The sequence below is a fragment of the Streptococcus sp. SM5 genome (genome assembly GCF_027497975.1).
This window is the reverse complement of the sequence record NZ_JAJNSC010000010.1, coordinates 37,610-61,001: the sequence shown is the minus strand read 5'-3', so window position 1 is coordinate 61,001 and position 23,392 is coordinate 37,610. Positions and strand designations below refer to the sequence as shown.

The following is a 23,392-nucleotide window of genomic DNA, read 5'->3' as shown; positions in this document are numbered from 1 at the left end:
TTAACGATTTTTGAAAAATGGAGGAGTGTCTAATTCATCCTCATCGTGTAAAGATGGCGCTTCGAAACGTTCAACTGGTGATACCACTGAATCAGTTGGTCGAACAATTGTCTCACGACGCAAGTCCCAATCACCAAATGCTGAAGTTTGAGAAGTTTCTGTGCGACGAGGTGCTGGACTTGGAATTTCTGCAGTTTCAGCCATATCAAACTGACGATTATGATTGTGTGCATGACTAGGACTTACTTGTTCATGACGAACAGCTTGTCTTGGTGCATGGCCCACAACTTTTTCCACACGATCTTGACGAACACCAGTTGCAACGACTGTAACACGGATTTCATCTTTCATGTTTTCATCGATTGATGTTCCAAGCCAGATGTTCACTCCTTGGCCAGCTGCTTGGTTGACGATCTCTGAAGCTTCTTCTGCCTCAATCAAAGTCAAGTCGAGACCACCAGTAACGTTGACGATGACATCCTCAGCACCGTCAATAGTTGTTTCAAGAAGTGGTGAGTAGATTGCCTTACGAGCTGCTTCTACCACACGTTCTTCACCACTACCGATACCGATACCCATTAGGGCGTTTCCTTTATTTGCCATAACTGTTTTCACATCGGCAAAGTCAAGGTTAATCAAACCAGGATTTGTAATCAAATCAGTAATCCCTTGAACACCTTGGCGAAGTACGTTATCTGCTTCGCTAAGAGCTTCAAGAAGTGGAGTTTTCTTATCAACAATTTCAAGCAAGTTGTTGTTTGAAATAATCAATAGAGTATCCACATGCTCACGAAGTTGATTGATTCCTTCTACAGCGTACTGACCACGTTTGCTTCCTTCAAAACCGAAAGGACGTGTCACAACACCAACTGTAAGAGCACCTAAATCTTTAGCAATGCGGGCAATAACAGGAGCAGCACCAGTACCTGAGCCACCTCCCATACCTGCAGTAATGAAGACCATGTCTGCTCCAGTAATAGCTTGAGTCAAGGCTTCTTCGCTTTCTTCGGCTGCCTTTTGACCGATTTCAGGTCGACCTCCAGCACCCAAACCACGAGTCAATTTAGGACCTAACTGAATTACAGTCTCAGCTTTTGTACTACTCAAAGCTTGTACATCTGTGTTTGCTGCGATAAATTCTACGCCTGCAACACCTTCGTCAACCATGCGGTTAATGGCGTTTCCGCCACCTCCACCAACACCGATTACTTTAATAACTGCACCTTGAGCTGCTGCTGTATCAAATGAAAATGTCATAGTTTATTTTTCCTCTTTTATTCATCAAACATGCTTCCGATTAAGCCACGGAAACGATCTGCGATTTTTGGTTTATTTTGAGAAGATACTTTATCTTCTTTGGGAGCAACTACGTTCGTAGAAGCTGATTGCTCTACCTCAGTATTTTGAACTGGTTGAATAGGGGTAGGTTGTGCTACTTGCGTAACGCGTTGAATCATCCCACCAAAATTAATTGGTTGGTGACGCAAAGTATCCTCACCCTTAACTGCTCGTTGTGCCAATAAATGCACTTCAGTCAATTGACCAGCAAATTCAGACAAGCTAATCACATGAGCAAAGGCAGGGTTACGGATTCCAACTTGATTTGGAACGTAAAGTTTAACACCAACGCCAAAGACTTCCTGTGCAAGTTCTACAATACCTGGTAAAATAGCATTTCCACCAATCAGAACAATCCCACCTGGAAGATCCAACAAATGTCTTCTTTCCAACTCTTGTTTGATTTGTTCAAAAATGTGTTTAATGCGAGCTGAAATAATCTCTGCTAGGTAGCTTTCTGTAACTTCTACAGGTTCTACTTCACCAATTACTTCAACTTGGAAGGTTTCATTGCTTGCAAGTGAAGGGTAGGCTTCACCATAGTTTAATTTCAATCCTTCAGCTAATTTCTGTGAAGTCTTCAAGACTTTAGAGATATCTTTTGTGACATAATCTCCACCTTCTTGAAGAATATTTGTAAACTGGAGTTCTTGGTTACGGATTGTAGCAACAGTTGTTTGACCTGCTCCCATATCAATCACAGTAGCTCCAAATTCACGCTCTCCTTCGTTCAAGACTGAACGAACCAAAGCCAATGGTGAAATAATAATATTTTCAACTTGAACACCTGAGCGCTCAACTGTCTTACGTAAATTGTGAAGAATAGTACGTGGACCTGTGTAAAGCAAACCACGCATTTCAAGACGAACCCCCATCATACCACGTGGGTCACGAATACCTTGGAAACCATCTACGATAAATTCTTCTGGAATAAAAGTAATGACTTCACGATCTGGTGTCATACTCTTTGTCAAGGCTGATTTAACAACATTTTCAACATCTTGATCTGTAATTTCTTTTGTATCAGATGTAACTGGAATCATACCTTGAGTTGGTTCTACTTGCAAAAGATTTCCAGGCAAACCAACATTCACTGATTTGATTGAAATGCCAGCTTTCTCTTCTGCTTGGGAAATAGCTGACTTGATAGCAGTTGCTGCTGCTTCAATATCAACGATAATCCCATCCTTTACACCTTTACTCTTGGCATTACTTACACCAATTACATTAAGTTCACCATTTCTATGCTCGGCAACCAACACTTTAATCGAATTAGTTCCGATATCTAAGCCTGTAAAAAAACCATCTCTAGCCATTACATCGCATCCTCTCTCTTCCAAGTTTCAAACTTCTATTCAATATAGCTAAAATAGGGCATAGCTATTCACAGAATATTATAACACAAAAAATCCAATCGTGCTTAGTTTTTCCTAAATTTACTTACCATTTTTTCACATTCTTTCCTTAGCTTTTTTTATTTTCCAAACAAGTTATAAAAAATCAGATTTATGAAAAAAAGAAAGCTCATTTCTAAGCTTTCTTTGCAATCATTTTTTCTGCTTCTTGTTCTAAAAATAGTTCCAAGATTTTCTTTGTTAACGTAATCGCTGCTGATAAGGCCAGGGAAACGATTAAATAATTAGCTACTAAGCCATGGTCTCCAACCAATGGTGGTTTTGTCAAGAATCCGTAATCTCCACCTGTTACTAAATTGACCACAAAAATCAAGGCATTTAGGGCAAAAGTCATGATAAAAATTCTTTTCACATCTAGCATTCTCGAGTCGTACTGTCTCAAGAGATAAACCAGTGAATTTCCCAAGAGTGCTAAGTGTCCAAAGATAAAGGATAAAATCGCAATATGCGGGAATGGATAAGGATCTGGCACGGGATAAACAAAGGCTGCTAATGTCCCAAATGTTCCTAGTAATGCAAAATACTGCCGATATTTGGATTGACCAGGAAGCAAAAGCACCACAAACATAGCCATACGGCAATGGTAAAAGGGTAAGCTTTCTGACAGTGGCATATGATTAACCCCGTACCATCCATAAAGAAGGATTAACTGAACTGCCTGCAAGATTTGGAAAAATCGTTGATAAGCCTTCTTTTCACGATAACGATAGGCTGTATAAAAGGTCAAAGCCAAGAGTGTAAATATACTGACATACCAAAAAAGATCAAACTTGGGTGGTTCTGTTGCTTGGGTCGTAAAGAAAATATCCCATAAATTCATCTAGTATTCCTCATGATTCAAAATTTTCCTGCATTTTATTATACCATGCTATTTAAGAAAAATGAATTTAGAAATACGATAATCATCTTCTTAGTCAAGATATTGCTCCTTCTGACCTTTATAAACCTGCCAAAGAATCTCTATTTGCTCCTTGGTAATGCGTTTTTCAGATAAGGTCGGCAGTTGGTCAATGGCAAAAAATTGAAGGTCAGCGATTTCTTGATTTTCTTGGAATTGTCCATCAAGAAGCTTACATTCAAAAACAAACTTTGCATATTGCTTGCTCTGTAGTTGGAAATGATTGGTATCAAAAACAGCTAGTAGTCTTTCAACTTTGGCTTTAAAACCGGTTTCTTCTTCAATCTCCTTGAGAATATTTTCTGTTGGAGAATAGCCAACCTCGCCAAAACCACCTGGCAAAGCCCAACTATCCTCTCCTTGTCCCCTAACCAGACAAATCTTCTCATCCTCAACAATCCAAGCACGGACGTCCATTAAAGGAGTCACATAAGCGGAAGTTGGTTTCAAGACTTCTGCTACTTCTTCTGCATCCAAGTCTGATGCTTGATTCAACATTTCAGATAAAAGACTTCGCAAGTCCTCGTAGCGCTCACGGTCGAAGGGATCTTTTGTAAAGGTTAATCCAGTATCTGTAAGGGTAATCATTCTTTGCAAATATTTAACAAAATCACTTGGCTTCATTTTCTAAACTTTCTACCAACTTTGCTAGATTCATAGAGTTAGATCCCTTGAGCAGGATTTGATCATGGGATCCAAGGCTTTCTTTGACCTGCTTGACTAGGTCTTCAAATTGGTCCTCGTCGGCTGTTTTTTTGAAGTAGTAAACATGGCCGATTGGGAACATTTGACTAGCCAATTGGGCTAATTCAGCAATGTCTTCTCCATAGAAAATAACGGTATCCAACACATCTGGCGAGAGACTCAAAATCATCTGGTTATGGAGCTGAACAGACTGGTCACCGAGTTCCTTCATGTCCGCCAAGACAGCGATTTTCTTGCCCCCTTCATTGGCTGGGATGGCAGAAAATGTCTCCAAAATCAACTTCATAGCAGTTGGATTGGCATTGTAAACATCTGACAAGATATCTGCTCCATTTGCTGCTTTCTTCCACTCAGTACGGTTACGCGTCAATTCAAGATTTTGGAAGGCCTGATGAATTTGCTCCTCTAAAACTCCTTCTTGTAGGGCAACATAAGACGCAATCATAGCATTAGTGGCATTGTACTTGCCAGTCACTGGCAAATCAAGGGCTTGTTCCAAGAAATTAGCCTTAAAGGTCAGACTATCCTTGCGCTCAACCAAGTCTGTGATTTCCAGCTCTGCTCCTTGCCCAAAACGGACTACCTTTTTATCGGTTGGCAAGTAGTCCTCTACAATCGAGTCAGCTGGTGCTAAAAGCAAGGAACCTGAAGCCATACCATCTGCAATTTGCATTTTTCCTTTGGCGATTTCCGAACGGTCTTTGAAAAAGGCTAAATGAGCCTCTCCAACCAAGGTCACAATGGCTGTTTTTGGATGGGCCAATTCTGACAAGAGATGAATATCTCCCAAGTGATCCTGCCCCATCTCCAAAACCAACTTTTCTGTCCCCTCAGGCATGTGCAGAACTGTGTAAGGAAGGCCAATCTCGTTATTGTAGTTTCCTTGTGTTTTGTAGGTTTTGTAGATTGTTGATAGTAAATGCGCCAACATATCCTTGGTCGTCGTCTTGCCATTTGAACCTGTAACTGCAAAGACATCAACAGCCGTTTTCTCAAGATAGTAGGCAGCTAGTTGTTGAAAAGCAGTCAAAACATCATCTACTAAAATATAAGGATGATTTGCGACCTCTTTCTCAGACAGGGTTACTACTGCACCATTTTCAAAAGCTGTTTCGATAAAGTCATGACCATCACGCGCACCTTTAAGTGGCACAAACAAATCTCCTGTCCCAATCAAACGACTGTCAAACTCAGGCTTTTCTAACTGAGCATCCGCAAAAAGACTAACATCATTTTTAGCTCCAACAGCTTGGGCAACTTCGTAAATTGTAAGTTTCATTTCTACTCCTTTAAAAAGGGTCGAAGTCCGAGAACTCTAATCACCTTACAGTGACGGTTCTGGCTTCTACCCTCTCTTTCATTTTTATAGCAAATGCGCTTCGCGCTTATCAAAACTTTCCTTAGCAAGGTCAACCAAACGCTCGATTAAGTCTGGATAGCTGATTCCCATATTATCCCAAAGCAGTGGATACATAGACCATTGGGTGAATCCAGGCATAGTATTAAGCTCATTTAGGAAAATCTCGCCCTTATCTGTATAGAAGAAATCGCAACGAGATAGACCTAGTCCACCAATCGCACGGAAGGCTGTTTCTGCATTATGACGCATGACAGCTACCACATCATCACTGATTTTGGCAGGAATATCCATGGTAATCTTATTATCAATATACTTGGCATCGTAGTCATAAAAGGCAACATCCTTGACCACTTCTCCTGGCAACGTACTCTTGACATCGTAGTTGCCCAAGAGACCAACCTCGATTTCACGGGCATTCACCCCTTGCTCAACCAAGACACGGCTGTCATATTGGAAGGCAAGTTTCAAAGCTTGACGGAGTTCTTCTTGATTTTCAGACTTAGAAATACCGACACTTGAACCCATGTTTGACGGTTTTGTGAAGACTGGATAAATCAATTTTTCTTCAACTTCAGCGATTTTAGAAGTCACATCATCGCCTTCAACGATAGCCACATAAGGAACTTGAGCAATACCAGCAGATTCCAAAACACGCTTGGTCGTGATTTTATCCATGGCAAGACTAGATGACAATATGTTACAACCAACATAAGGCATTTTCAAAACTTCGAGGAAGCCTTGAACAGAGCCATCTTCTCCCATCGGACCGTGAAGGACTGGAAAGACCACTGCTCCCTCTTCGTATATAGCACTTGGTGAAACTTGCTTATCCCAATCAATGGTTTCATTGGTCATGAGACGGTCTTCTTGACCTGGAGTCTGGCTAAATTCTTGCGTTTTAATAAAGTCACCTGACTGGCTGATGAAGAAAGTCTTGACTGTGAAACGGTCGTAGTTGACCGCACGCATCACACTTTCAGCTGAAAGGACAGAGACTTCACGCTCTGCACTACGTCCACCGTATAAAAGAATAATCGTTTGTTTCATATTATTGGTTCCAATTCTAATAGAATACTCGTTCTTTAGTATATCATATTTGCTTCTTTTTTGAAACTTGAACCTGATACTGGTCTTCAATAAATCTAAAAAGAGACCGATAAAACAACTGTCGGTCTCCGTGATTTTTGTATAAATGAATTGAGTGTGTTAATTTGTCTACACTTACAACTCTGTTCGATTTTCAATGGCTCGTAAGAGTGTAACCTCATCCGCATACTCAATGTCCGCTCCCACAGCGAGGCCACGTGCCAGGCGCGTAACCTTGATGCCAGCTGGTTTGAGCAAACGTGAAAGATACATGGAAGTTGCTTCTCCATCTGCTGTAGCATTGGTTGCTACGATTACCTCTGAAACTTCACTCTCCATAAGACGAGTCATGAGGCTCTTGAGATTGATATCATCTGGACTGATACCATTCATGGGAGATATGAGTCCATGTAAGACATGATAAAGTCCATGGTATTCTTGAATATTCTCCATAGCCGCCACATCGCGACTATCCTCGAGAACTAAAATGGTTGTCTGGTCACGACTTGGATCGGTACAGATAGAGCAAGGATCATCATCAGTCAAACGACCACAGATGGAGCAATAGGTCAGCTCTCTCTTAGCAGAAAGGAGGTTTTTGGCAAATTCATTGACATCGTCATCAGACATTCCAATCGTATAAAAGGCCAGACGTGTAGCCGTCTTGATCCCGATACCCGGCAACTTGGAATAACTGTCAATTAGTTTGGCAATAGGTGTTGGATAAAGCATAAGTTCCTTTCTAATTCATTGGATGATGTTGGTTATAGAGGTTGATAATGTCGCGCGCAATGGAAGGTCCGACACCATTTGTAAGATTGGTGTTATGCGGGAAGACAACAGCTACAGCGATTTGTGGATTATCGGATGGAGCATAGGCCACGGCATTGGTATTGGTTGCTTGCTGACCATCTGCTACATAACTTTCGGCTGTACCCGTTTTTCCGCTAATAGATACAGCTGCACCATTTGAAAAGGCACGGCCAGTTGTCAATCCACTAGTCCCATGGGCAACCTGATAAAAACCTTGTTGCAAAATACTCATATCGGAGGCGGATATATTGACCTTATTCATCTCTGACGGTTGCAGTTGTTGAATCAGGTCGCCCAATCCTCCTTTATCATTATTGCCATAAATTCCCTCAACAATACGGGGAGCCATACGGACACCATCATTTGCAATAGTTGCTACATACTGAGCTAATTGCATTGGGGTATAGTTATCAAACTGACCAAATGAATTTGTAATATAATTAGCAAGATCATAATCTTTAGGAATAAAGCCGGTGGATTCATCTGGTAAATCAATACCTGTAGATGATCCTAAACCATACTCACCAAAGGTTGAACGTAATTTCCCCATAGCCGAGTCTAAATTTCCAATTCCTGCAATCATATTCGGTTGATAAGTCAATCCCATAATCCCTAAAGCTGTTTGGACCATATAAGTATTAGATGAATACTCCAAAGCTTGAACTGCCGTAATCGGCATTGGCCCAGAAAAGGCAGTATACCACGAATTGATAGGGGGTGAACCTTGGAAGACAATAGACTGATCCGTCAAGGTCTGGTTCCCTGATAAGACTCCATTCTCCCAACCGGAACTGATGGTTGCAGCCTTAACGACCGAACCTGGTACAAAGACATTGGTTACCGTTCCCAAAGAATCAGGCGTCAACTCTCCCGTTTTCAGATCATGTTTAATTCCTGACATGGATAAAACTGCACCTGTTTTGGGGTTCAAAGCAACTGCATAGACACCTTCAGAATACTTAGCTCCTCCATTTCCTAGTTCGGAAGTGAAATAACTCTTAAGAAGATTGTCCACGCTATCTTGGAAGGCCAAATCGATGGTCAGTTTGATATTGTTCCCTTTGGTACCATCTTCAATATTTTCGACACTTTCCATATTGCCATACTTATCTAGATGAATTTCCTTCACCGAGCGTTTACCTTGCAAGGTTTCTTCATATTGTTTCTCTAGATAAGAGGTACCAACCCGATCATTTAGAGAATAGCCCTTTTTAATATAAGCATCAGCTTCTTCAGCTGGGAGACCAGCTTTTTCACCGGATACACTTCCCACTATAGAAGAGAGAGAAGTCTCTAGAACCTTTCGATCCCACGTGCTTGAAATACTGATACCAGGTAAATTCTTAGAAGCCGAAGCAATCAAGGCAATCTGTGTATCTGTCAAGGAATCTGTCGCAATGGCTCCTGTCTCAAAGTTTCCAACAGCATTTAACTGGCTAAAAAGATAGATTTCTTTCTTATCATCCTCTGTATAGTTTAATTGACTCGTTTGGACACTATCGACCGCATTGTTATAGAGTTCTGATTCGGATAGACGATTGCCATCTGAATCAAGACGTTTCTCACGTGGTAAGCTTTCCACTACTTTCTTATAGACATCTTGATCTGCTAGATAATAGTCCGCCAACTGTCGGTCAGTCAATGTTGGAGAAGTAACTCCTACATAGGCTAACAGCTTCTTAGCTGTTTCTTTTAAATCTGCAGCCGTCATTTTGTTGTTTCGAGTAAAGGAAACAACTTGTTTCACAGTATTTTCAACTAAGGGCTTGCCACTGGCATCATAAATTTCACCTCGAGCTGAACTAGTAGTCACCTTTGTTTTACTAGCCGATGCTAGTTTTGTCTCATAAAAATCCTTGTTCAAAACCTGCATATAAAGCAGGCGACCAATAATGGTCATAAAGAGTAAAATGATGATTGAAAACAATAAATTAAGCCGAATCGGAATCGAATGGCTGTTAAATTTCCTCATACAAATCAGTCTCATTTCTATTTAAAATCTTACTCTTCATTGTACCATAATTTAAGAAGAAATTTTGGAAAAGAAGGGAGCTTTTCCCATTTTACAGGAAAATACGATTTTATTTATCCATCCCTACATTATATGATATAATAAGTGTAAAAGTTCGATGACTCAGTCTTTTTCCAATATGACTCATTTAAAGGAGCCTTCCCTATGGACAAACCAGATATAGCAACCCTCATTGATTCTCACTTCGAAGAAATGACAGACCTAGAGCAAGAAATCGCTCGCTATTTTTTGCAAGCTGAAACCATTGCAGATGATTTATCTTCTCAGCAGGTCACTCAAAAATTACATATCTCTCAAGCTGCTCTGACCCGCTTTTCTAAAAAATGTGGTTTTACAGGCTATCGAGAATTTATTTTCCAATACCTGCACCAAGCAAAGAAACAGGACACTCATTCTCACAAACATAGTCCTTTAACCAATCGAGTTCTTAGAAGCTATAGTAATATGCGGGAACAAACACAGGGCTTGATTGACGAAGAACAACTGGAACGAATCGCCCAGTTAATCGAAGATGCTGATCGTGTCTACTTCTTCGGAACAGGGAGTTCTGGCCTCGTAGCTCGTGAAATGAAATTACGCTTTATGCGTCTAGGTGTGGTCTGCGAGGCTTTGACCGATCAAGATGGTTTTGCTTGGACAACCAGTATTATGGATGAGAATTGTCTCGTACTCGGTTTCTCACTTTCTGGCTCAACTCCTTCTATTTTAGATAGTCTATTAGACGCGAAAGAGATGGGGGCACAGACTGTACTTTTTACAAGTGTTCCCAATAAAGATAGTCAGGCCTATACAGAGACTGTTCTTGTAGCCACACACAGCCAGTCATCCTACATCCAACGAATATCCGCTCAACTCCCTATGCTCTTCTTTATCGATTTGATTTATGCCTACTTTTTGGAAATCAATCGTGAAAGCAAGGAGAAAATCTTTAATAGCTATTGGGAAAATAAAAAACTCAATGGCTATCGTAGACAAAAACGTGTAAGAAAATCCTAGTTTGGTCTAGCCAAACTAGGATTGTTTTGTCTTAATACTCTTCGAAAATCAAATTCAAACCACGTCAACTTCGCCTTGTCGTACTCAAGTACTGCCTACGGCTAACTTCCTAGTTTGCTCTTTGATTTTCATTGATTATAAAATGATAATAAGCACCCAACATACCTGCTGTATTTTGATGATGGGCAAATTCTAATCGTGTTTTTTCAGCTAGACTTGGCACCAAGGCTTCTTTCAAGGCTGTACGGATTTTGGGTTTGAGGATAGCCTCTTGTCCCATGATACCGCCACCGAGAATGACTACTTCTGGATTAGCCACATAGCAAATATTTGCCAGACCTTTTCCTAGATAGTCTACCATACGGTCAATACCAGCCATACAAATCTTGTTGCCTTCAGTGGCTTCCTTAAAGATGCGTCGGCCATTCCACTGATCAACATCTTCTCCATGTGCTTCAGCTACATACTTCACTAAAGCTGTTGTAGAAGCGAGATCTTGGAACGCTCCATCCTGCATATGCATATAACCAACTTCACAGGATGAATTGCTAAATCCATGGAAGACTTTCCCATCCATAATCAAGCAACCACCGATACCTGTTCCAATAGTCAAGCAAAGGGTCACACTTGCTCCCTTGCCTGAACCAGATACCGCTTCAGCAAGACCTGCACAGTTGACGTCATTCTCAATTTCACAAGGAATCGCAAAGCTAGTCTCGATTTCCTTTTTGAACTGGGTGCCTGCGTAGTTAGGGATTTGAGGCCCAGCATAGAAAATCTCACCCTTATCAGGATCCACCATCCCAGCAGAAGAAATAGCAACACCTACTACTGGGCCTTGTTCTAAATAGCTAGCTACGATATCTTTGGTCTTTTGTAAGATATGAGGACCACCCTTATGCGCCTCAGTTGGCATTTCATGCGATTCAACAAGTTGGCCTTCTTGGTCGATCAAACCATATTTGATATTGGTTCCACCGATATCAATTGCAACGTAGTGTGTCATAAATACCTCCTTATGGATTAGAGGAAGCGCTCCTTGGTTTCGCGAATCAAGGCTGCAGCTGCTTCTACAACTGGACGATCTTCTTCAGTCACTGGTGTCAATGGTGAACGAACAGAACCAATGTTCAGTCCTTCATTGATCTTCAAGACCTCTTTGATGACACCGTACATATTTCCATGTGCAGAAGTGAGTTTACCAATGATAGCGTTGATAGCATACTGCAATTCACGCGCTTTTTCCAAATCTTTGTCAGCAATCAACTGGTTGAGTTTCAAGAAGAGTTCTGGCATAGCACCATATGTACCACCAATACCAGCTTTAGCACCCATGAGACGGCCACCTAGGAACTGCTCATCTGGACCGTTAAAGACGATATGGTCTTCCCCACCAAGGCTTACAAAGGTTTGGATATCTTGAACTGGCATAGAAGAGTTCTTAACACCGATAACACGTGGGTTTTTCAACATTTCTGTGTAAAGGCTTGGAGTCAAAGCAACACCTGCTAATTGAGGAATGTTGTAAATCACGTAATCTGTATTTGGAGCTGCAGAACTGATATCGTTCCAGTACTTAGCAACTGAGTATTCTGGCAAGCGGAAATAAATCGGCGGAATCGTTGCAATGGCATCTACTCCTAAGCTTTCAGCATGACAAGCAAGTTCCATACTGTCTTTGGTATTGTTGCAAGCAACGTGAGCAATAATGGTCAATTTACCTTTGGCAACTGCCATCACTTCTTCCAAAATCAACTTGCGGTCTTCAACGCTTTGGTAGATACATTCACCAGAAGAACCATTAACATAGAGGCCTTGAACACCTTTATCAATGAAGAATTGAACCAAGGCACGCGTACGCTCTGGACTTACTTCTCCTTGATCATCATAACATGCGTAGAAGGCTGGAATGACACCTTCGTATTTTTTTAAATCTGACATAGATTTTCTCCTAAGTTTTCTTTTTTTCTGCTAACAGCAGGATTTATTCTTTACGTGTTTAGTATACACCTTGTGAAAAACGCTTTCAATATCTTGTGTACACTTAGATTTTAGTTTCGATGTGAATTTTGAAATGTTTATGTCTTGAAAGTAGTTTCAGAAACAAGCCATGCTATTGGTATTTTGCGAAAATTTTCTCCATCAATCCAGTCTGAATAAAGACCAAGAGCCCAAACCCAAAAAGCAGGAAGGCTGAGCCACCTAAAAGCAAACTGAAGGCGGACAGATAAAGAACCATCACAATGAGAAAGAGAATAACTAACATAAGGAAGAACCAAGGAAAGTTAAAACTTGCCAAGATAAGTCCTTTTTGTAGCACTTCTTTCCAAGTCAAATCATAGCGCGCAGCGATGGGATAGCTAGCCAACATCACGATAGTGAGGAAGATAAGAACGCCTAGACAGATAGCTTTCACCATTTGGAAAGGCATAGCTGTCTGACCCCAAAAGAGATAGAGGTCTAGAAGACTTAATGAGACAATGCCCAACTCAAGCAGACCTAACTGAAGACCTAGTTTCAGATTTTGCTTGAAAGCTCTTAGATAGATTTTAAAGACAGGCACGCGTCTACTCTTCTTAATCTCAAACATAGTCTCGTAGAGACTAATTTTAGCCACTCCAATCGTCACGATGGGCAAACAAGAGACGACAAAAAGAAGATTGGCTGTCACGATATCCAAGACCTTCTCACTAAAACGCATGAGAAAGTTATCTGTATCAAATGCTGCCTTGATAAGGCTTACTCCTTTTTGTGCCATATTTGCTCCTCCTGATTTTTTAATCAATCAAAATTTTAAAGAGATATTTGCGAACCTTCTCTTCCATACCTGCATAGCCATTTGGCTGGTGTGGTTCTCCTGGAAAGAAAATCGCAAAATTGTGATAACCCAACAATAGTGGGTAGTGTTCATGACAATGAACAAAGCCAATGTCACTCGCTTCGTCGAATGCTACTGCCTCGTCTTTGATACGTGAACCGTAGCTCGAATATTCATGCCCATCTACCAGCAAATGCAAGTCAGCATAGTTTTGATGATGCTCAAATTGATCATTTTCAGCTTGATTGAGGACATTTTCCTGAACAACTAGGAAGACCTTGTCCCCATCAATCTCATACTTACCTAGTTCAAATGAATCTTTACGATGCTGATAGAGATAGTCGATAGCCTTGTCTAGATTGGGATGAATCCCTTTGTAAAAGGTGATGTTTTTCAAATCGTCAAAAATCATACTCTTTCCTTCGTTTCTGATAGTTAACTAAAATCATTCTTAAGTTTATAAGTGTCTGACAAAATCTTTATGGTAGACAAATACCCAACATTTTGTAGACACTTATAACTCTGTATTCTATTATACTCAATGAAAATTGAAGAGCAAACTAGGAAGCTAACCGCAGGCAATACTTAAGTATGGCAAGGTGACGCTGACATAGTTTGAATTCGATTTTCGCAGAGTATTATCCTTTGACCGCTCCCATAGTAATACCCTGAGTGAAGGATTTTTGGAAGACAAGGAAGACTGTTACGATTGGCACAGCTGCAAGGGCAGCTCCTGCCATAATCAAACCATAGTTGGTTGCCATTTCAGCCTGCATAGTCGCAACACCGAGTGAAATGGTCAAATTGTTACGTGAAGTCAACATAACCAACTGCATGAAGTAGTCATTCCATGTATTGATGAAGGTAAAGATTGCAAGGGCTGCAAATCCTGGTTTCACAATTGGAAAGGCTACACTCCAGAAAGTACGAATCTCACCACAACCGTCGATTTTAGCTGATTCAAGCAATTCTGTTGGGATGTTTTCACTGAATTGTTTCATGAGGAAGACCCCGAATGGCCATCCAATCAAAGGCAGGATAACTGCCCAAAGAGTATCATGGATTCCCATGAAGTTGACGATACGTACCAATGGTACAAGGACAACTTGTTTTGGAAGCGCCATGGCTGCAATGAAGATTGCAAATAGAATGCGTTGCCCATAGAAACGTTTTTTAGCTAGTACATAACCTGCTAAAGAAGAGGTCGCACAAACTAAGAACATGGTTACCAATGAGATAAACACAGAGTTCCACATCCACTGCATAGCAGGGTTTTGCACCATGAGTTGTTGGAAGTTTTCCATGGTTGGCATTTTAGGGAACCATTGTGGCGGAATCATAATGGTATCAGGCTGTGACTTGAAGGCACCTGTCAGAATCCAGTAGAATGGAAAGATGAACAGCACGGTCAACAAGAGCAAGATAATAGTTGAAATAACAGTGAAAGCTGTTAAAGGTTTCTTTTGTGTAGATTGCATAGCTGTCTCCTTTCTTTAGTATTCTACGTCGTTTCCAAGTACTTTAAATTGAACAAAGCTTACGATAGCGATCATGACTGCCAAGAAGACACCGATGGTGTTGGCATAGCCGTATTCTGTCAATTGGAAGGCTTTTTCGTAAAGGTAGTACATAAGTGTACTTGTTGAGTAGTTTGGACCACCAGATGTCAACAACTGAATCAAGGCGAAACACTGGAATGAGTTGATTGTTGTAATGATTGCGATGTAAAGTGTTGTTGGAAGGAGGCTAGGCCATTTAATCTTCCAGAAGACTTGCAATTCAGTCGCACCATCAACCCGAGCTGCTTCTACCAATGAATTGTCAATATTCCCCATAGCAGCGATATAAAGGATAATCGGCTGACCAACAGATGTAGTCAAAAGGATAATCATAATCGCCATCAAAGCCCAGTTTTTATCTCCCAACCAAGAAATGTTCTGGCTGATGATGTGGCTTGACTTAAGGACAAAGTTTAAAATCCCTGACAGTGGGTCATAAATCCATTTCCAAACAACTGTTACGGCAACACTACCTGTTACAACAGGAAGGAAGAAGACGAAACGGTAGAAGGATCTGGCAATGGCATTTTGATGATAAGTCTGAGATGCTACAAAGAGTGAGAATAGAACAACAACTGGTACAGATCCAATAACCAGAATCACGGTATTGATCAAAGACTTCATAAAGACAGGGTCTTTAAACATACGAACGTAGTTGTCCAAGCCCACAAACTCAAATTTAGTCATTGAGTAGTTAAAGAAACTTGTAATGAATCCCATAATCATAGGAGCCAATACAAAGATGACAAAGAAGAATAATACTGGTGCTAGGAAAGCATAGGAAATCACTGTTTCCCGCATACGAATTTTATTGACTTTCACAGTCGGCACCTCTCTTTCACAAATAAAATATTTTAGATTTTCTTAAACTGTTTTAAAATCAAAATGAAATTTTTTAAGATTCACTTATGTAAGAACTTCATTTTAATTTCGTGACAGTTCCTTACATTTCAAACAAAATCCTCCCTTTTCTTACATAGACTATGCACAGGGAAAAGGGAGGAGTCAATCTGATTTAGTGCTTATTGTTTTGTAGCTTTTTTAATTGTTTCGTTAGCTTTTTCAGTGAAGGCTTTCAAAGCATCCGCTGGTTTTTCGTCACCATTTGATACAGATTGCAACATTGGGAACCAAAGTGTTCTCATTTCAGCAAAACCGTTGATAGTGTTGTAGTATGGTGAGTAGTATTGAGTCCAACCACTGATTGTTTCCATACGTTTGTCTTCATAAACTTTGCCAAATGAAGTACGAACTGGGAAAGCACCTGTACGAACAACGTCTTTTGGACCCCATTCTTTGTCATCTGCGATGAATTGAACGAATTTCTTAGATGCTGCAACTTTCTTGTCGTCCTTGTTGTTGAATACTGCAAATCCGTTTACAAGGTATTCAAGAGCTGGTTTACCTGAATCTGATGGGAATGGTACTTCTACCACTTCTACTTTACTTGCTTCCAAGAGTTTAGCTTGGATACCGTTTTGAGATGGTGCCCAAAGGATTGTGTAAGATGTTTGACCGTTGGCAAAGTTTTGGATATCTGCTCCACCGTCAAATTGTGAACCGTTGTTCAATAAACCGTCTTTAATCCAGCTAGCTGCTTTTTCAAGACCTTTGACGAATTTAGGATCATCAGTTGTATATTTTGTTACATCTTTATCTGTTACAGAACCGCCATAAAGGTTTGCAATGAAGGCACGTGTTCCTTGGTCTCCCCCTTGACCAGAACTGAACAATGAACCTGGTGTGTAGCCTTTATCTTTAAGCGCTTTCAAAACTTTTTCAAAATCATCAGTAGTCCAACCTTCTTTTACAAGGTTTGCAACTCCAGCATCTTCCAACATTTTCTTGTTCATGGCCATGTAGAATGGTGCTGAACTGATTGGATACATATAAGCTTTGTCTCCAGCTTTACTTGCTTGTACAATGTTTTCATTGTTAACATCTTTGACGAATTCGTCTGTGAAGAGGTCGTTCAGCTCAGCCAATTTACCGTTTTTACCGTATTGGATGATACGTCCTGGTGCGTCAAAAAGTACGTCTGGAGCTGTTCCTGCTTCGATAGCTGTTGTGATTTTTTCAGGACCTGACTTGAAGTCGATGGTTTCCAATTTCACTTTTACATCTGGATTTGCTTTTTCAAACGCTTCGATGATTGATTTTTCATATGTTCCAACACCGTCACCAGTTTTTTCTTGTGTGAAGACTGGGAATGCCCACCAAGTGATTTCTGTTTTTCCGCTATCGCTACCAGATTTTGCAGCATCTTTACTTCCGCCAGAATTACCACATGCAGCAAGGCCAAGAACCGCAGCACCCGCAAGTACTGTACAAGCTAGTTTTCTAAATTTCATTTGTATTCTCCTAATTGATAAGCGTATCCATATTGGATAATGAGTTCTTTGTGTTTGTATACGTTTTCATTTTATCCGACGCATCCACCACTCTCCTCTGTTTTGAGATTGTGTTATTTGAGACCAGCAACAAAGCGTTCTGTGATCTCTTTTGGTCTAGTAATAGCGCCACCAACAACAATACCTCGCACTCCATATCCTAGGATTTGTTTGGCTTGTTCTGGTGTATGAATTTTCCCTTCTGCAATGACATCTACACCAGCATCACAGAGTTTTTTGATTAATTCAAAATCGGGACCATCCACTTTAGGACTGTAAGATGTATATCCTGATAAGGTTGTTCCGACAAAGTCAATTCCTGCTTCAACGGCTGCCAATCCTTCCTCGAAAGTACTTGTATCAGCCATCAAGAGCTGGTTAGGATATTTTTCCTTAACCTGACGAATGAACTCTTGAATCTCCAAACCATCATAGCGTTCACGCTTGGTACAATCCAGAGCAATGACCTCTATATCAAGTTCTGCCAATTCATCAACTTCTTTCATAGTAGCAGTGATGAAGGGTTCTTGCGGTGGATAATCTCGTTTAATTATCCCAATGATTGGAAGGTTTGTAACCTCCTTGATTTCCTTGATATCGCGAACACTATTTGCTCGGATACCGACTGCTCCACCTTGCTCAGCCGCTTTGACCAGCAAGGGAATGACTCCTCCCGCTTCTGTATAGAGCGGTTCGTGAGGAAGGGCCTGACAAGAAACGATGATCCCATCTTTGATTTGTGCAATCAAGGCTTCTTTAGTAATCTGTGGCATCCTCTTTCCTCCTTTTCTTTGTTCTTATGAGTTCATTATATATTATTTTTAAAACGCTTTCAATACTTTGTAGTAGAATAGATTTCAGTTTCAAAAGTATTTTATAGAACAGCTGTTTCTGAAAGTAGTTTCAGCTCGATCTTATTTTCAATTCGCTCAGTATATAAAATGATAAAAAGAGATAGCCATCTTTCAAATGGGCCATCTCTTTTATCATTAACGATGAGCAAAATTCATTTTATTCAAGACCTAATCTAGTCCTCTTTTCGTTTCTTCCCAAATGTCAAAACAGATAAGAGACCTGCCACTAATTCTAGAGAAATAAAGGTTGTATTTTCTTTGCTTCCAGTATTTGGAAGCTCATTTTGTTTAGCCGCTGGTGCTTGATAAGTAGCACCTTGTCCAAGAGATAACTTCTTAGCTGGACGTTCGTTTGCAGCTGCTAAGACTGGTTTGGTTTCTCCCTTGTACTCTGGCACTTCATGGATTGCTGCCTCAGCTCCATTGACACCTCCTTTATACTCAGGAAGAGCATTTGAAGCTGCCAAGACAAAGTTAGCACCACCTCTATATTCCGGAACCTCATTTGAAGCTGCTAGAACTGAATTTACACCCCCTTTGAATTCCGGTTTTTCTACTGTTGGTGCTGGCTCTTCTCCCACTGTTGCTAAGGGACCTGTGTATTCAGGAATTTCTGTTACAAGAGCTTCTACTCCATTCACTCCACCTGTAAACTCCGGTTTTTCTACTGTTGGTGCTGGTTCTTCTCCCACTGTTGCCAATGGACCTGTATATTCAGGAGCTTCTTCAGTTACTGCAGCCTCAACGCCATTAACTCCACCTGTAAATTCTGGTTTTTCTACTGTTGGTGCTTCTTCTCCTGCTGTCGCTAATGGGCCTTTGTATTCAGGAGCTTCTTCAGTTACTGCTCCTTCTTCACCATTAACGCCACCCGTAAATTCTGGAACTTCATTTGTCGCAGCTTCGCTTCCATTTACACCATGAGTAATTTTAGAACCAACTACTGAAACAGGCAAATTATGCATACTTTCGATAGCTCCTTCTGCTAAGCCTTTAACTTTTTGACCAATATCCTCTGGATCTACTGTAAACAATAGAGTCTTCGTATCATACTGCGTCATAAAAGTAGCTGTTTTACCATTGGCAAGTTGTAAAGTTGGTGCTTGATTGACCAATACTTCTGAATCAAATTCCATGGCAATAATGCCTTGCCCCATATGAACTGCATGTGTAACTTTTGCTTCGGTTGGAGAAACCATATCCTTGCTTAAGAAATCCCAATTAAATTTCTTATAAGACAAGGTATATTCGTTTTGGTTGTTATCTGCATGCTCATAAAGCAATCCATATTCGCTATTCCCGAGATCTTGAATAGAATTGTAGGCAAACTTACCACTTTGAATAGGATTATGCTTAAGCCAAGTCAGCTCTCCATTTTCTTCGACACGGGCTAAGTGTACCAAACCGTTGAAACGTCCTGGTCCACCTGCATTACTAAGAACAATATACTCTTTTCCATCATGCATCGTATGAATAGCAGCCAATTGAACATAAACATCCTTGACATCCGCATAACGTTTTATATCATTTTCCCAAGTTACTCCACCATCTTTACTAGTAGCAACTTGAAGGTCCCCTGTCAAGCCACGCATGAAGAGCTTGAGATCTCCATTATTTAATTGTACAACAGAGGACTCGGTATTTTGAGCATAATAATTACTCATGGTACTTGAGTCAATCACAGTGCCATCAGTCAACGTACGATGGTCGTTCACACCACCTCCCATATGCCAAGTCTTACCATGGTCATCTGAGTAGATAACCCGAGATGATTGAGAACCGTTTAAGTGGTTGGTCTGATTAGTTGTATAAGTAGGTACAATGATTCGACCTTTATGAGGTCCGGTATGAAGAGTAATTCCTGTTCCAGGCCCAACCCCTAAGAATTTCATCCAATCAGCTTTTACCATTGGGGTAATATCTTGAGGTGCTGACCAAGTCTTACCATCATCATCACTGTAAGACATCCATAGATAAGAATCCTTAGCAACTCTAAATGGAGACGTTTTATTGCTTGTGAAATAAATATTTCCTAATAGTTGATTCCCTTGATACAAATCACCCTTATCGCTATAAGCTGGTTTAACTGGGTTTACAACAACACGATAATCGGTTGCTTTCCCATCTGGAGTATAAACTGTGCCATTTTCGCGTATTGTATAGGAACCTTCTTCGCCTTCTTTGTAGAGAATTTGGTAAGTTTTGCCATCGATTTGTTTATAGGCTTCTTCTCTTTGAGCAGCCATTCCAAAGATTCCTTTCCCTTCTGGGAACATATCATAGATAGAAAAAATTCGTTTTGTTGCAGGATCTTGAACCAAAACAATATCGATGTTCACTGGTGAACCGATTGATGGATCAGAGGCTTTTGGATTGTCTCGTAAATTTGTAATAGTTACTCGGTCGCTCCATGTCTTCCCCTTATCCTCACTTCGTCTAACGACCATGCCGATATCACCCCAGTCACTTGAATGAAGACGGCGTTCATCTGCACCAGCAATCAGAGTGCCTTTATCTGTCTTAAGAAGAGCAGGAATACGATAACTCTTGATGCCATCTTTATTTGGTTGGTTATGCATACCACTCTCAAAGACATCTTGTTTTTCAGTAAGTTTAGCTCCCTCAGGTAGCTTTTGCTCCAAATCAGATCTTTCAAATAATTGGCTACGTTTTTGAACTTCATCAGGAGTCAGTACTCGGTCATAGACACTTAAATTACGAACCTGTAGATTTGCTCCCCAAACTGAATTTCCTGCCCGATTTGTTGCACCAATTTGAGCATGTGTAATATCTGGCATATCCTTGATAAATTTACCAGACTTCAAGCTAGTACGCGATAAAACACCGTTTACATAGAGTCTAACTTTTCCTTCTGGATTGTCTGCATTTGGTCTTTCTACAGTAAAGGTAACCGAATTCCACTGCCCAGGCTTAATTTTCAATGGAGCATCCGTATATTTATCATAAAATTGTGCTCCATTTGCATCACGCCCCTCAATTAATGCTGTATTATTGAGAACAGCCATTGTGAAGTACTCATCTTTTTTCTTATCACTAGACACTGAGAATAGATTATAAAATGCTGGAGCTTTGGCATCTGGCTTGAATTCCATATGAATGGTCGCATTTTGAAGTTTCTTCAATGTATCTAATTCACTGGCTAGGTCTACACGCTGACCATTTTCCGAATTTGTTTCAACATCTTCTTTTTCTACTACTGGAGTTGCATTTGCGATGTCTCTAGCATAATAATCTCGAGGAAGTACTCCCTCTTCTTCTTTATTTTGCTCCTTGTTACTTGCTTCTGTAGTTGCAGAATCTGTTTCTGGTTTATCAGCAGGAGCTGGTGTATTGTCAGCTGCAGGTGTATTTGTTGGAGTGGTTGTCTCTGCTTCAGCAGTCTCATTTTTCTTCAACTTATCCTGGTCAACTTCCACACCATTATCTTTCGCTGTTGCCAATTTTCCAGCTAATTCACTATCTAAATTTGCAAGACTTCCTGAAGAAGCTTCTTTTGGTAATTCTGATAAACCTTGATTATTATTTTCAGCAGCGGTTACAGTTGAGTTTCCTTGTTCATTTGCCAATACAGGGTTTACTCCAAACACCACTGCACCAATGGTTACAGAGGCTACACCCACTGCAAATTTACGAATACCATATCTTTGTTTTCTGTCAAAATTCTTCTGATTCATCTTTCTACCTTTCAATATCACCAAAAAATAAAGCGCTTTCTTTTTGTTTTAAAATTTTTACTCCCCACCATAGGAAAACACAAGAAAGTAATTAATAAACGAGAGTTCCTCTCCTTCTCTCTTTCAATATTTAGCTAGCTGCAGTCCAAATAGTAGCTCTTTCACTCCTTTCCTAGAGACTTTTTCTTTATTATACAATAAAGTCATAGGTTTATCTCGAGCTTGCGATAGAATAGATTTTACTTTCAGTAATATTTTAATATTTTAATATTTTTAAAAGTACTTTCAATATTTATAACAAAAAGAGAGCTACTGGGCTCTCTCATTCATCACTTTATATACTTAAAAGAAATCTCACTACCACATAGCCAATTGTAGACTTGATCATTGACAAGTACATTCATGGCTTCGTGGGCATACTCAGGCATGATGCGATAGGCTTTATCACAGGTCAGGCGGTTGTAAATCGCAAACTGGGTAATAGGATAGCAAACATCATCGTCCAAGCCCGTAATCATCTTAACCTCACCATTAATACGATGGGCAAGATTTTTCACATCGATATAGGCAAGGGTCGCCATAATCTCTTCCTCAGTTTCATGGAAGGGGTCGTGGAACTTGAAATAACGAAAAAGTTCGTCATACGCTTCACTTGTATTACCAATCTCAAGCACTCGTCTAAAGTCTGATAAGAAAGGATAGATGGCAACTGTTTTCTGAATCCGAGGATTGAGTGCTGCTGCAACTAGGGCTAAAGCCCCTCCTTGCGAGGCACCATAGCTAGAAAGACGCTTCCCATCAACCTGAGGCAGACTGGCAACAATTTCGACCAACTGGTAAATATCCAGATAAACATCCTTATAAAAGAGATGCTCCCGACCTTCCACAGCACCACGGATAATATGTCCCTTAACCGTATTTCCTAAAGGAGAACGCAAACCGTCCTGTGAATAACCTGACTGTCCCCGCACATCCATGGAAACAACACCGTAACCAGCCACAGTATAGGCCAGCATGTCAGCCCAGTCCCAGCCACGTCCCATATAACCATGGAAATGGAAGATTAGAGGAACTTTTTCCTCACTCTTTGGAAGAACGACGCGCGCATAGACCTTACCTTCCTTGCTTCCTTCAAATGTTAACTCATAGCACTTGACTTGAGGAATGTGGAAATTTCTTTCCTCCAACTGATAAGCTGGAAGATTGGAAACTTTTTTCACTTCCCCATCCCAGAAAGCATCAAAGTCTTCTGGAACCTCATCCCGTCCTCTATAAGTCTTGATTTCTTCTAACAAAGCTGGATTTTTCATAACATACTCCTTTTTTTGTAATCGCTATCACCACTCTAGCATATCTAGAAAAGCAATGCAAGAAAGAAGGACAAATAGAAAGAGATTTTAGATTCTCTACTTTTAGGATGATGGGCTGAAAGT

Annotated in this window: 19 protein-coding genes; 1 reads left to right on the top strand and 18 read right to left on the bottom strand. The window is 40.5% G+C overall.

Annotated features, from left to right (window positions below; genetic code table 11):
- The 8 genes from ftsZ to pbp2b form a co-directional block, all read right to left on the bottom strand.
- On the bottom strand, positions 1–1,257 hold the full coding sequence (gene ftsZ / locus PAN07_RS09060; RefSeq protein ID WP_024057151.1) for a cell division protein FtsZ: 1,257 nt from the start codon (positions 1,255–1,257) through the stop codon (positions 1–3).
- 17 nt (positions 1,258–1,274) lie between these two features.
- Positions 1,275–2,654 (bottom strand): cell division protein FtsA, encoded by a 1,380-nt coding sequence (ftsA, locus tag PAN07_RS09055; RefSeq protein ID WP_000090252.1) that lies wholly within the window; start codon positions 2,652–2,654, stop codon positions 1,275–1,277.
- Positions 2,655–2,868: 214 nt separating this feature from the next.
- Positions 2,869–3,573: a TIGR02206 family membrane protein gene (locus PAN07_RS09050; RefSeq protein WP_084861772.1), complete on the bottom strand. Its 705-nt coding sequence runs from the start codon at positions 3,571–3,573 to the stop codon at positions 2,869–2,871.
- 90 nt (positions 3,574–3,663) lie between these two features.
- Positions 3,664–4,275, bottom strand: coding sequence for an NUDIX hydrolase (locus PAN07_RS09045; protein ID WP_084861771.1), 612 nt, complete (start codon positions 4,273–4,275; stop codon positions 3,664–3,666).
- A complete protein-coding gene (murF, locus tag PAN07_RS09040) occupies positions 4,262–5,635 on the bottom strand; it encodes a UDP-N-acetylmuramoyl-tripeptide--D-alanyl-D-alanine ligase (RefSeq protein WP_265465402.1) in 1,374 nt (457 codons plus the stop codon). Before murF ends, PAN07_RS09045 begins: the two co-directional genes overlap by 14 nt.
- A gap of 84 nt (positions 5,636–5,719) precedes the next feature.
- Complete coding sequence (locus PAN07_RS09035) at positions 5,720–6,763, bottom strand: D-alanine--D-alanine ligase (RefSeq protein WP_265471053.1); 1,044 nt, start codon at positions 6,761–6,763, stop codon at positions 5,720–5,722.
- Between the two features lie 174 nt (positions 6,764–6,937).
- Entirely contained in the window at positions 6,938–7,534 is a 597-nt protein-coding gene (gene recR, locus PAN07_RS09030) for a recombination mediator RecR (RefSeq protein WP_049487334.1), read from the bottom strand.
- 10 nt (positions 7,535–7,544) lie between these two features.
- Positions 7,545–9,602, bottom strand: a complete 2,058-nt coding sequence (gene pbp2b, locus PAN07_RS09025) for a penicillin-binding protein PBP2B (RefSeq protein ID WP_269797714.1) — start codon at positions 9,600–9,602, stop codon at positions 7,545–7,547.
- A 189-nt stretch (positions 9,603–9,791) separates the two neighbouring features.
- Between pbp2b and PAN07_RS09020 the strand changes: the two genes are divergently transcribed.
- Complete coding sequence (locus PAN07_RS09020; RefSeq protein ID WP_049487332.1) at positions 9,792–10,643, top strand: MurR/RpiR family transcriptional regulator; 852 nt, start codon at positions 9,792–9,794, stop codon at positions 10,641–10,643.
- A gap of 109 nt (positions 10,644–10,752) precedes the next feature.
- Here the strand turns inward: PAN07_RS09020 and PAN07_RS09015 are convergent, their stop codons facing one another.
- The 10 genes from PAN07_RS09015 to PAN07_RS08970 all read right to left on the bottom strand — a co-directional run bounded on the left by PAN07_RS09015 (position 10,753) and on the right by PAN07_RS08970 (position 23,269).
- Positions 10,753–11,649, bottom strand: coding sequence for an ROK family protein (locus PAN07_RS09015; RefSeq protein ID WP_269797713.1), 897 nt, complete (start codon positions 11,647–11,649; stop codon positions 10,753–10,755).
- A gap of 17 nt (positions 11,650–11,666) precedes the next feature.
- A complete protein-coding gene (locus PAN07_RS09010) occupies positions 11,667–12,584 on the bottom strand; it encodes a dihydrodipicolinate synthase family protein (RefSeq protein WP_269797712.1) in 918 nt (305 codons plus the stop codon).
- Positions 12,585–12,756: 172 nt separating this feature from the next.
- Positions 12,757–13,401, bottom strand: coding sequence for a DUF624 domain-containing protein (locus PAN07_RS09005; protein ID WP_084927190.1), 645 nt, complete (start codon positions 13,399–13,401; stop codon positions 12,757–12,759).
- Between the two features lie 19 nt (positions 13,402–13,420).
- Complete coding sequence (locus PAN07_RS09000; protein WP_153219966.1) at positions 13,421–13,873, bottom strand: YhcH/YjgK/YiaL family protein; 453 nt, start codon at positions 13,871–13,873, stop codon at positions 13,421–13,423.
- Positions 13,874–14,099: 226 nt separating this feature from the next.
- Positions 14,100–14,939 carry a carbohydrate ABC transporter permease gene (locus PAN07_RS08995; RefSeq protein ID WP_001192119.1) on the bottom strand — a complete coding sequence of 280 codons (840 nt, stop codon included), beginning with the start codon at positions 14,937–14,939 and terminating at the stop codon, positions 14,100–14,102.
- A gap of 15 nt (positions 14,940–14,954) precedes the next feature.
- Positions 14,955–15,821, bottom strand: coding sequence for a sugar ABC transporter permease (locus tag PAN07_RS08990; RefSeq protein ID WP_153198773.1), 867 nt, complete (start codon positions 15,819–15,821; stop codon positions 14,955–14,957).
- 221 nt (positions 15,822–16,042) lie between these two features.
- Entirely contained in the window at positions 16,043–17,371 is a 1,329-nt protein-coding gene (locus PAN07_RS08985; RefSeq protein WP_153219967.1) for an ABC transporter substrate-binding protein, read from the bottom strand.
- Positions 17,372–17,484: 113 nt separating this feature from the next.
- On the bottom strand, positions 17,485–18,183 hold the full coding sequence (locus PAN07_RS08980) for an N-acetylmannosamine-6-phosphate 2-epimerase (protein ID WP_001135679.1): 699 nt from the start codon (positions 18,181–18,183) through the stop codon (positions 17,485–17,487).
- A gap of 254 nt (positions 18,184–18,437) precedes the next feature.
- On the bottom strand, positions 18,438–21,959 hold the full coding sequence (locus PAN07_RS08975; protein WP_269797711.1) for an SIALI-17 repeat-containing surface protein: 3,522 nt from the start codon (positions 21,957–21,959) through the stop codon (positions 18,438–18,440).
- Positions 21,960–22,288: 329 nt separating this feature from the next.
- Positions 22,289–23,269 (bottom strand): acetylxylan esterase, encoded by a 981-nt coding sequence (locus PAN07_RS08970; protein ID WP_268718377.1) that lies wholly within the window; start codon positions 23,267–23,269, stop codon positions 22,289–22,291.
- Between the last annotated feature and the right edge of the window lie 123 nt (positions 23,270–23,392).

What these genes read in the sequence shown, in the direction of transcription:
- murF (WP_265465402.1), bottom strand. Translation starts at nt 5,635, where the DNA reads ATGAAACTTACAATTTACGAAGTTGCCCAAGCTGTTGGAGCTAAAAAT.
- PAN07_RS08995 (WP_001192119.1), bottom strand. Translation starts at nt 14,939, where the DNA reads ATGCAATCTACACAAAAGAAACCTTTAACAGCTTTCACTGTTATTTCA.
- PAN07_RS08985 (WP_153219967.1), bottom strand. Translation starts at nt 17,371, where the DNA reads ATGAAATTTAGAAAACTAGCTTGTACAGTACTTGCGGGTGCTGCGGTT.
- PAN07_RS09000 (WP_153219966.1), bottom strand. Translation starts at nt 13,873, where the DNA reads ATGATTTTTGACGATTTGAAAAACATCACCTTTTACAAAGGGATTCAT.
- pbp2b (WP_269797714.1), bottom strand. Translation starts at nt 9,602, where the DNA reads ATGAGACTGATTTGTATGAGGAAATTTAACAGCCATTCGATTCCGATT.
- PAN07_RS09005 (WP_084927190.1), bottom strand. Translation starts at nt 13,401, where the DNA reads ATGGCACAAAAAGGAGTAAGCCTTATCAAGGCAGCATTTGATACAGAT.
- PAN07_RS09050 (WP_084861772.1), bottom strand. Translation starts at nt 3,573, where the DNA reads ATGAATTTATGGGATATTTTCTTTACGACCCAAGCAACAGAACCACCC.
- PAN07_RS08975 (WP_269797711.1), bottom strand. Translation starts at nt 21,959, where the DNA reads ATGAATCAGAAGAATTTTGACAGAAAACAAAGATATGGTATTCGTAAA.
- PAN07_RS09035 (WP_265471053.1), bottom strand. Translation starts at nt 6,763, where the DNA reads ATGAAACAAACGATTATTCTTTTATACGGTGGACGTAGTGCAGAGCGT.
- PAN07_RS09015 (WP_269797713.1), bottom strand. Translation starts at nt 11,649, where the DNA reads ATGACACACTACGTTGCAATTGATATCGGTGGAACCAATATCAAATAT.
- PAN07_RS08970 (WP_268718377.1), bottom strand. Translation starts at nt 23,269, where the DNA reads ATGAAAAATCCAGCTTTGTTAGAAGAAATCAAGACTTATAGAGGACGG.
- PAN07_RS08980 (WP_001135679.1), bottom strand. Translation starts at nt 18,183, where the DNA reads ATGCCACAGATTACTAAAGAAGCCTTGATTGCACAAATCAAAGATGGG.
- ftsZ (WP_024057151.1), bottom strand. Translation starts at nt 1,257, where the DNA reads ATGACATTTTCATTTGATACAGCAGCAGCTCAAGGTGCAGTTATTAAA.
- recR (WP_049487334.1), bottom strand. Translation starts at nt 7,534, where the DNA reads ATGCTTTATCCAACACCTATTGCCAAACTAATTGACAGTTATTCCAAG.
- PAN07_RS09010 (WP_269797712.1), bottom strand. Translation starts at nt 12,584, where the DNA reads ATGTCAGATTTAAAAAAATACGAAGGTGTCATTCCAGCCTTCTACGCA.
- PAN07_RS09045 (WP_084861771.1), bottom strand. Translation starts at nt 4,275, where the DNA reads ATGAAGCCAAGTGATTTTGTTAAATATTTGCAAAGAATGATTACCCTT.
- PAN07_RS08990 (WP_153198773.1), bottom strand. Translation starts at nt 15,821, where the DNA reads ATGCGGGAAACAGTGATTTCCTATGCTTTCCTAGCACCAGTATTATTC.
- ftsA (WP_000090252.1), bottom strand. Translation starts at nt 2,654, where the DNA reads ATGGCTAGAGATGGTTTTTTTACAGGCTTAGATATCGGAACTAATTCG.
- PAN07_RS09020 (WP_049487332.1), top strand. Translation starts at nt 9,792, where the DNA reads ATGGACAAACCAGATATAGCAACCCTCATTGATTCTCACTTCGAAGAA.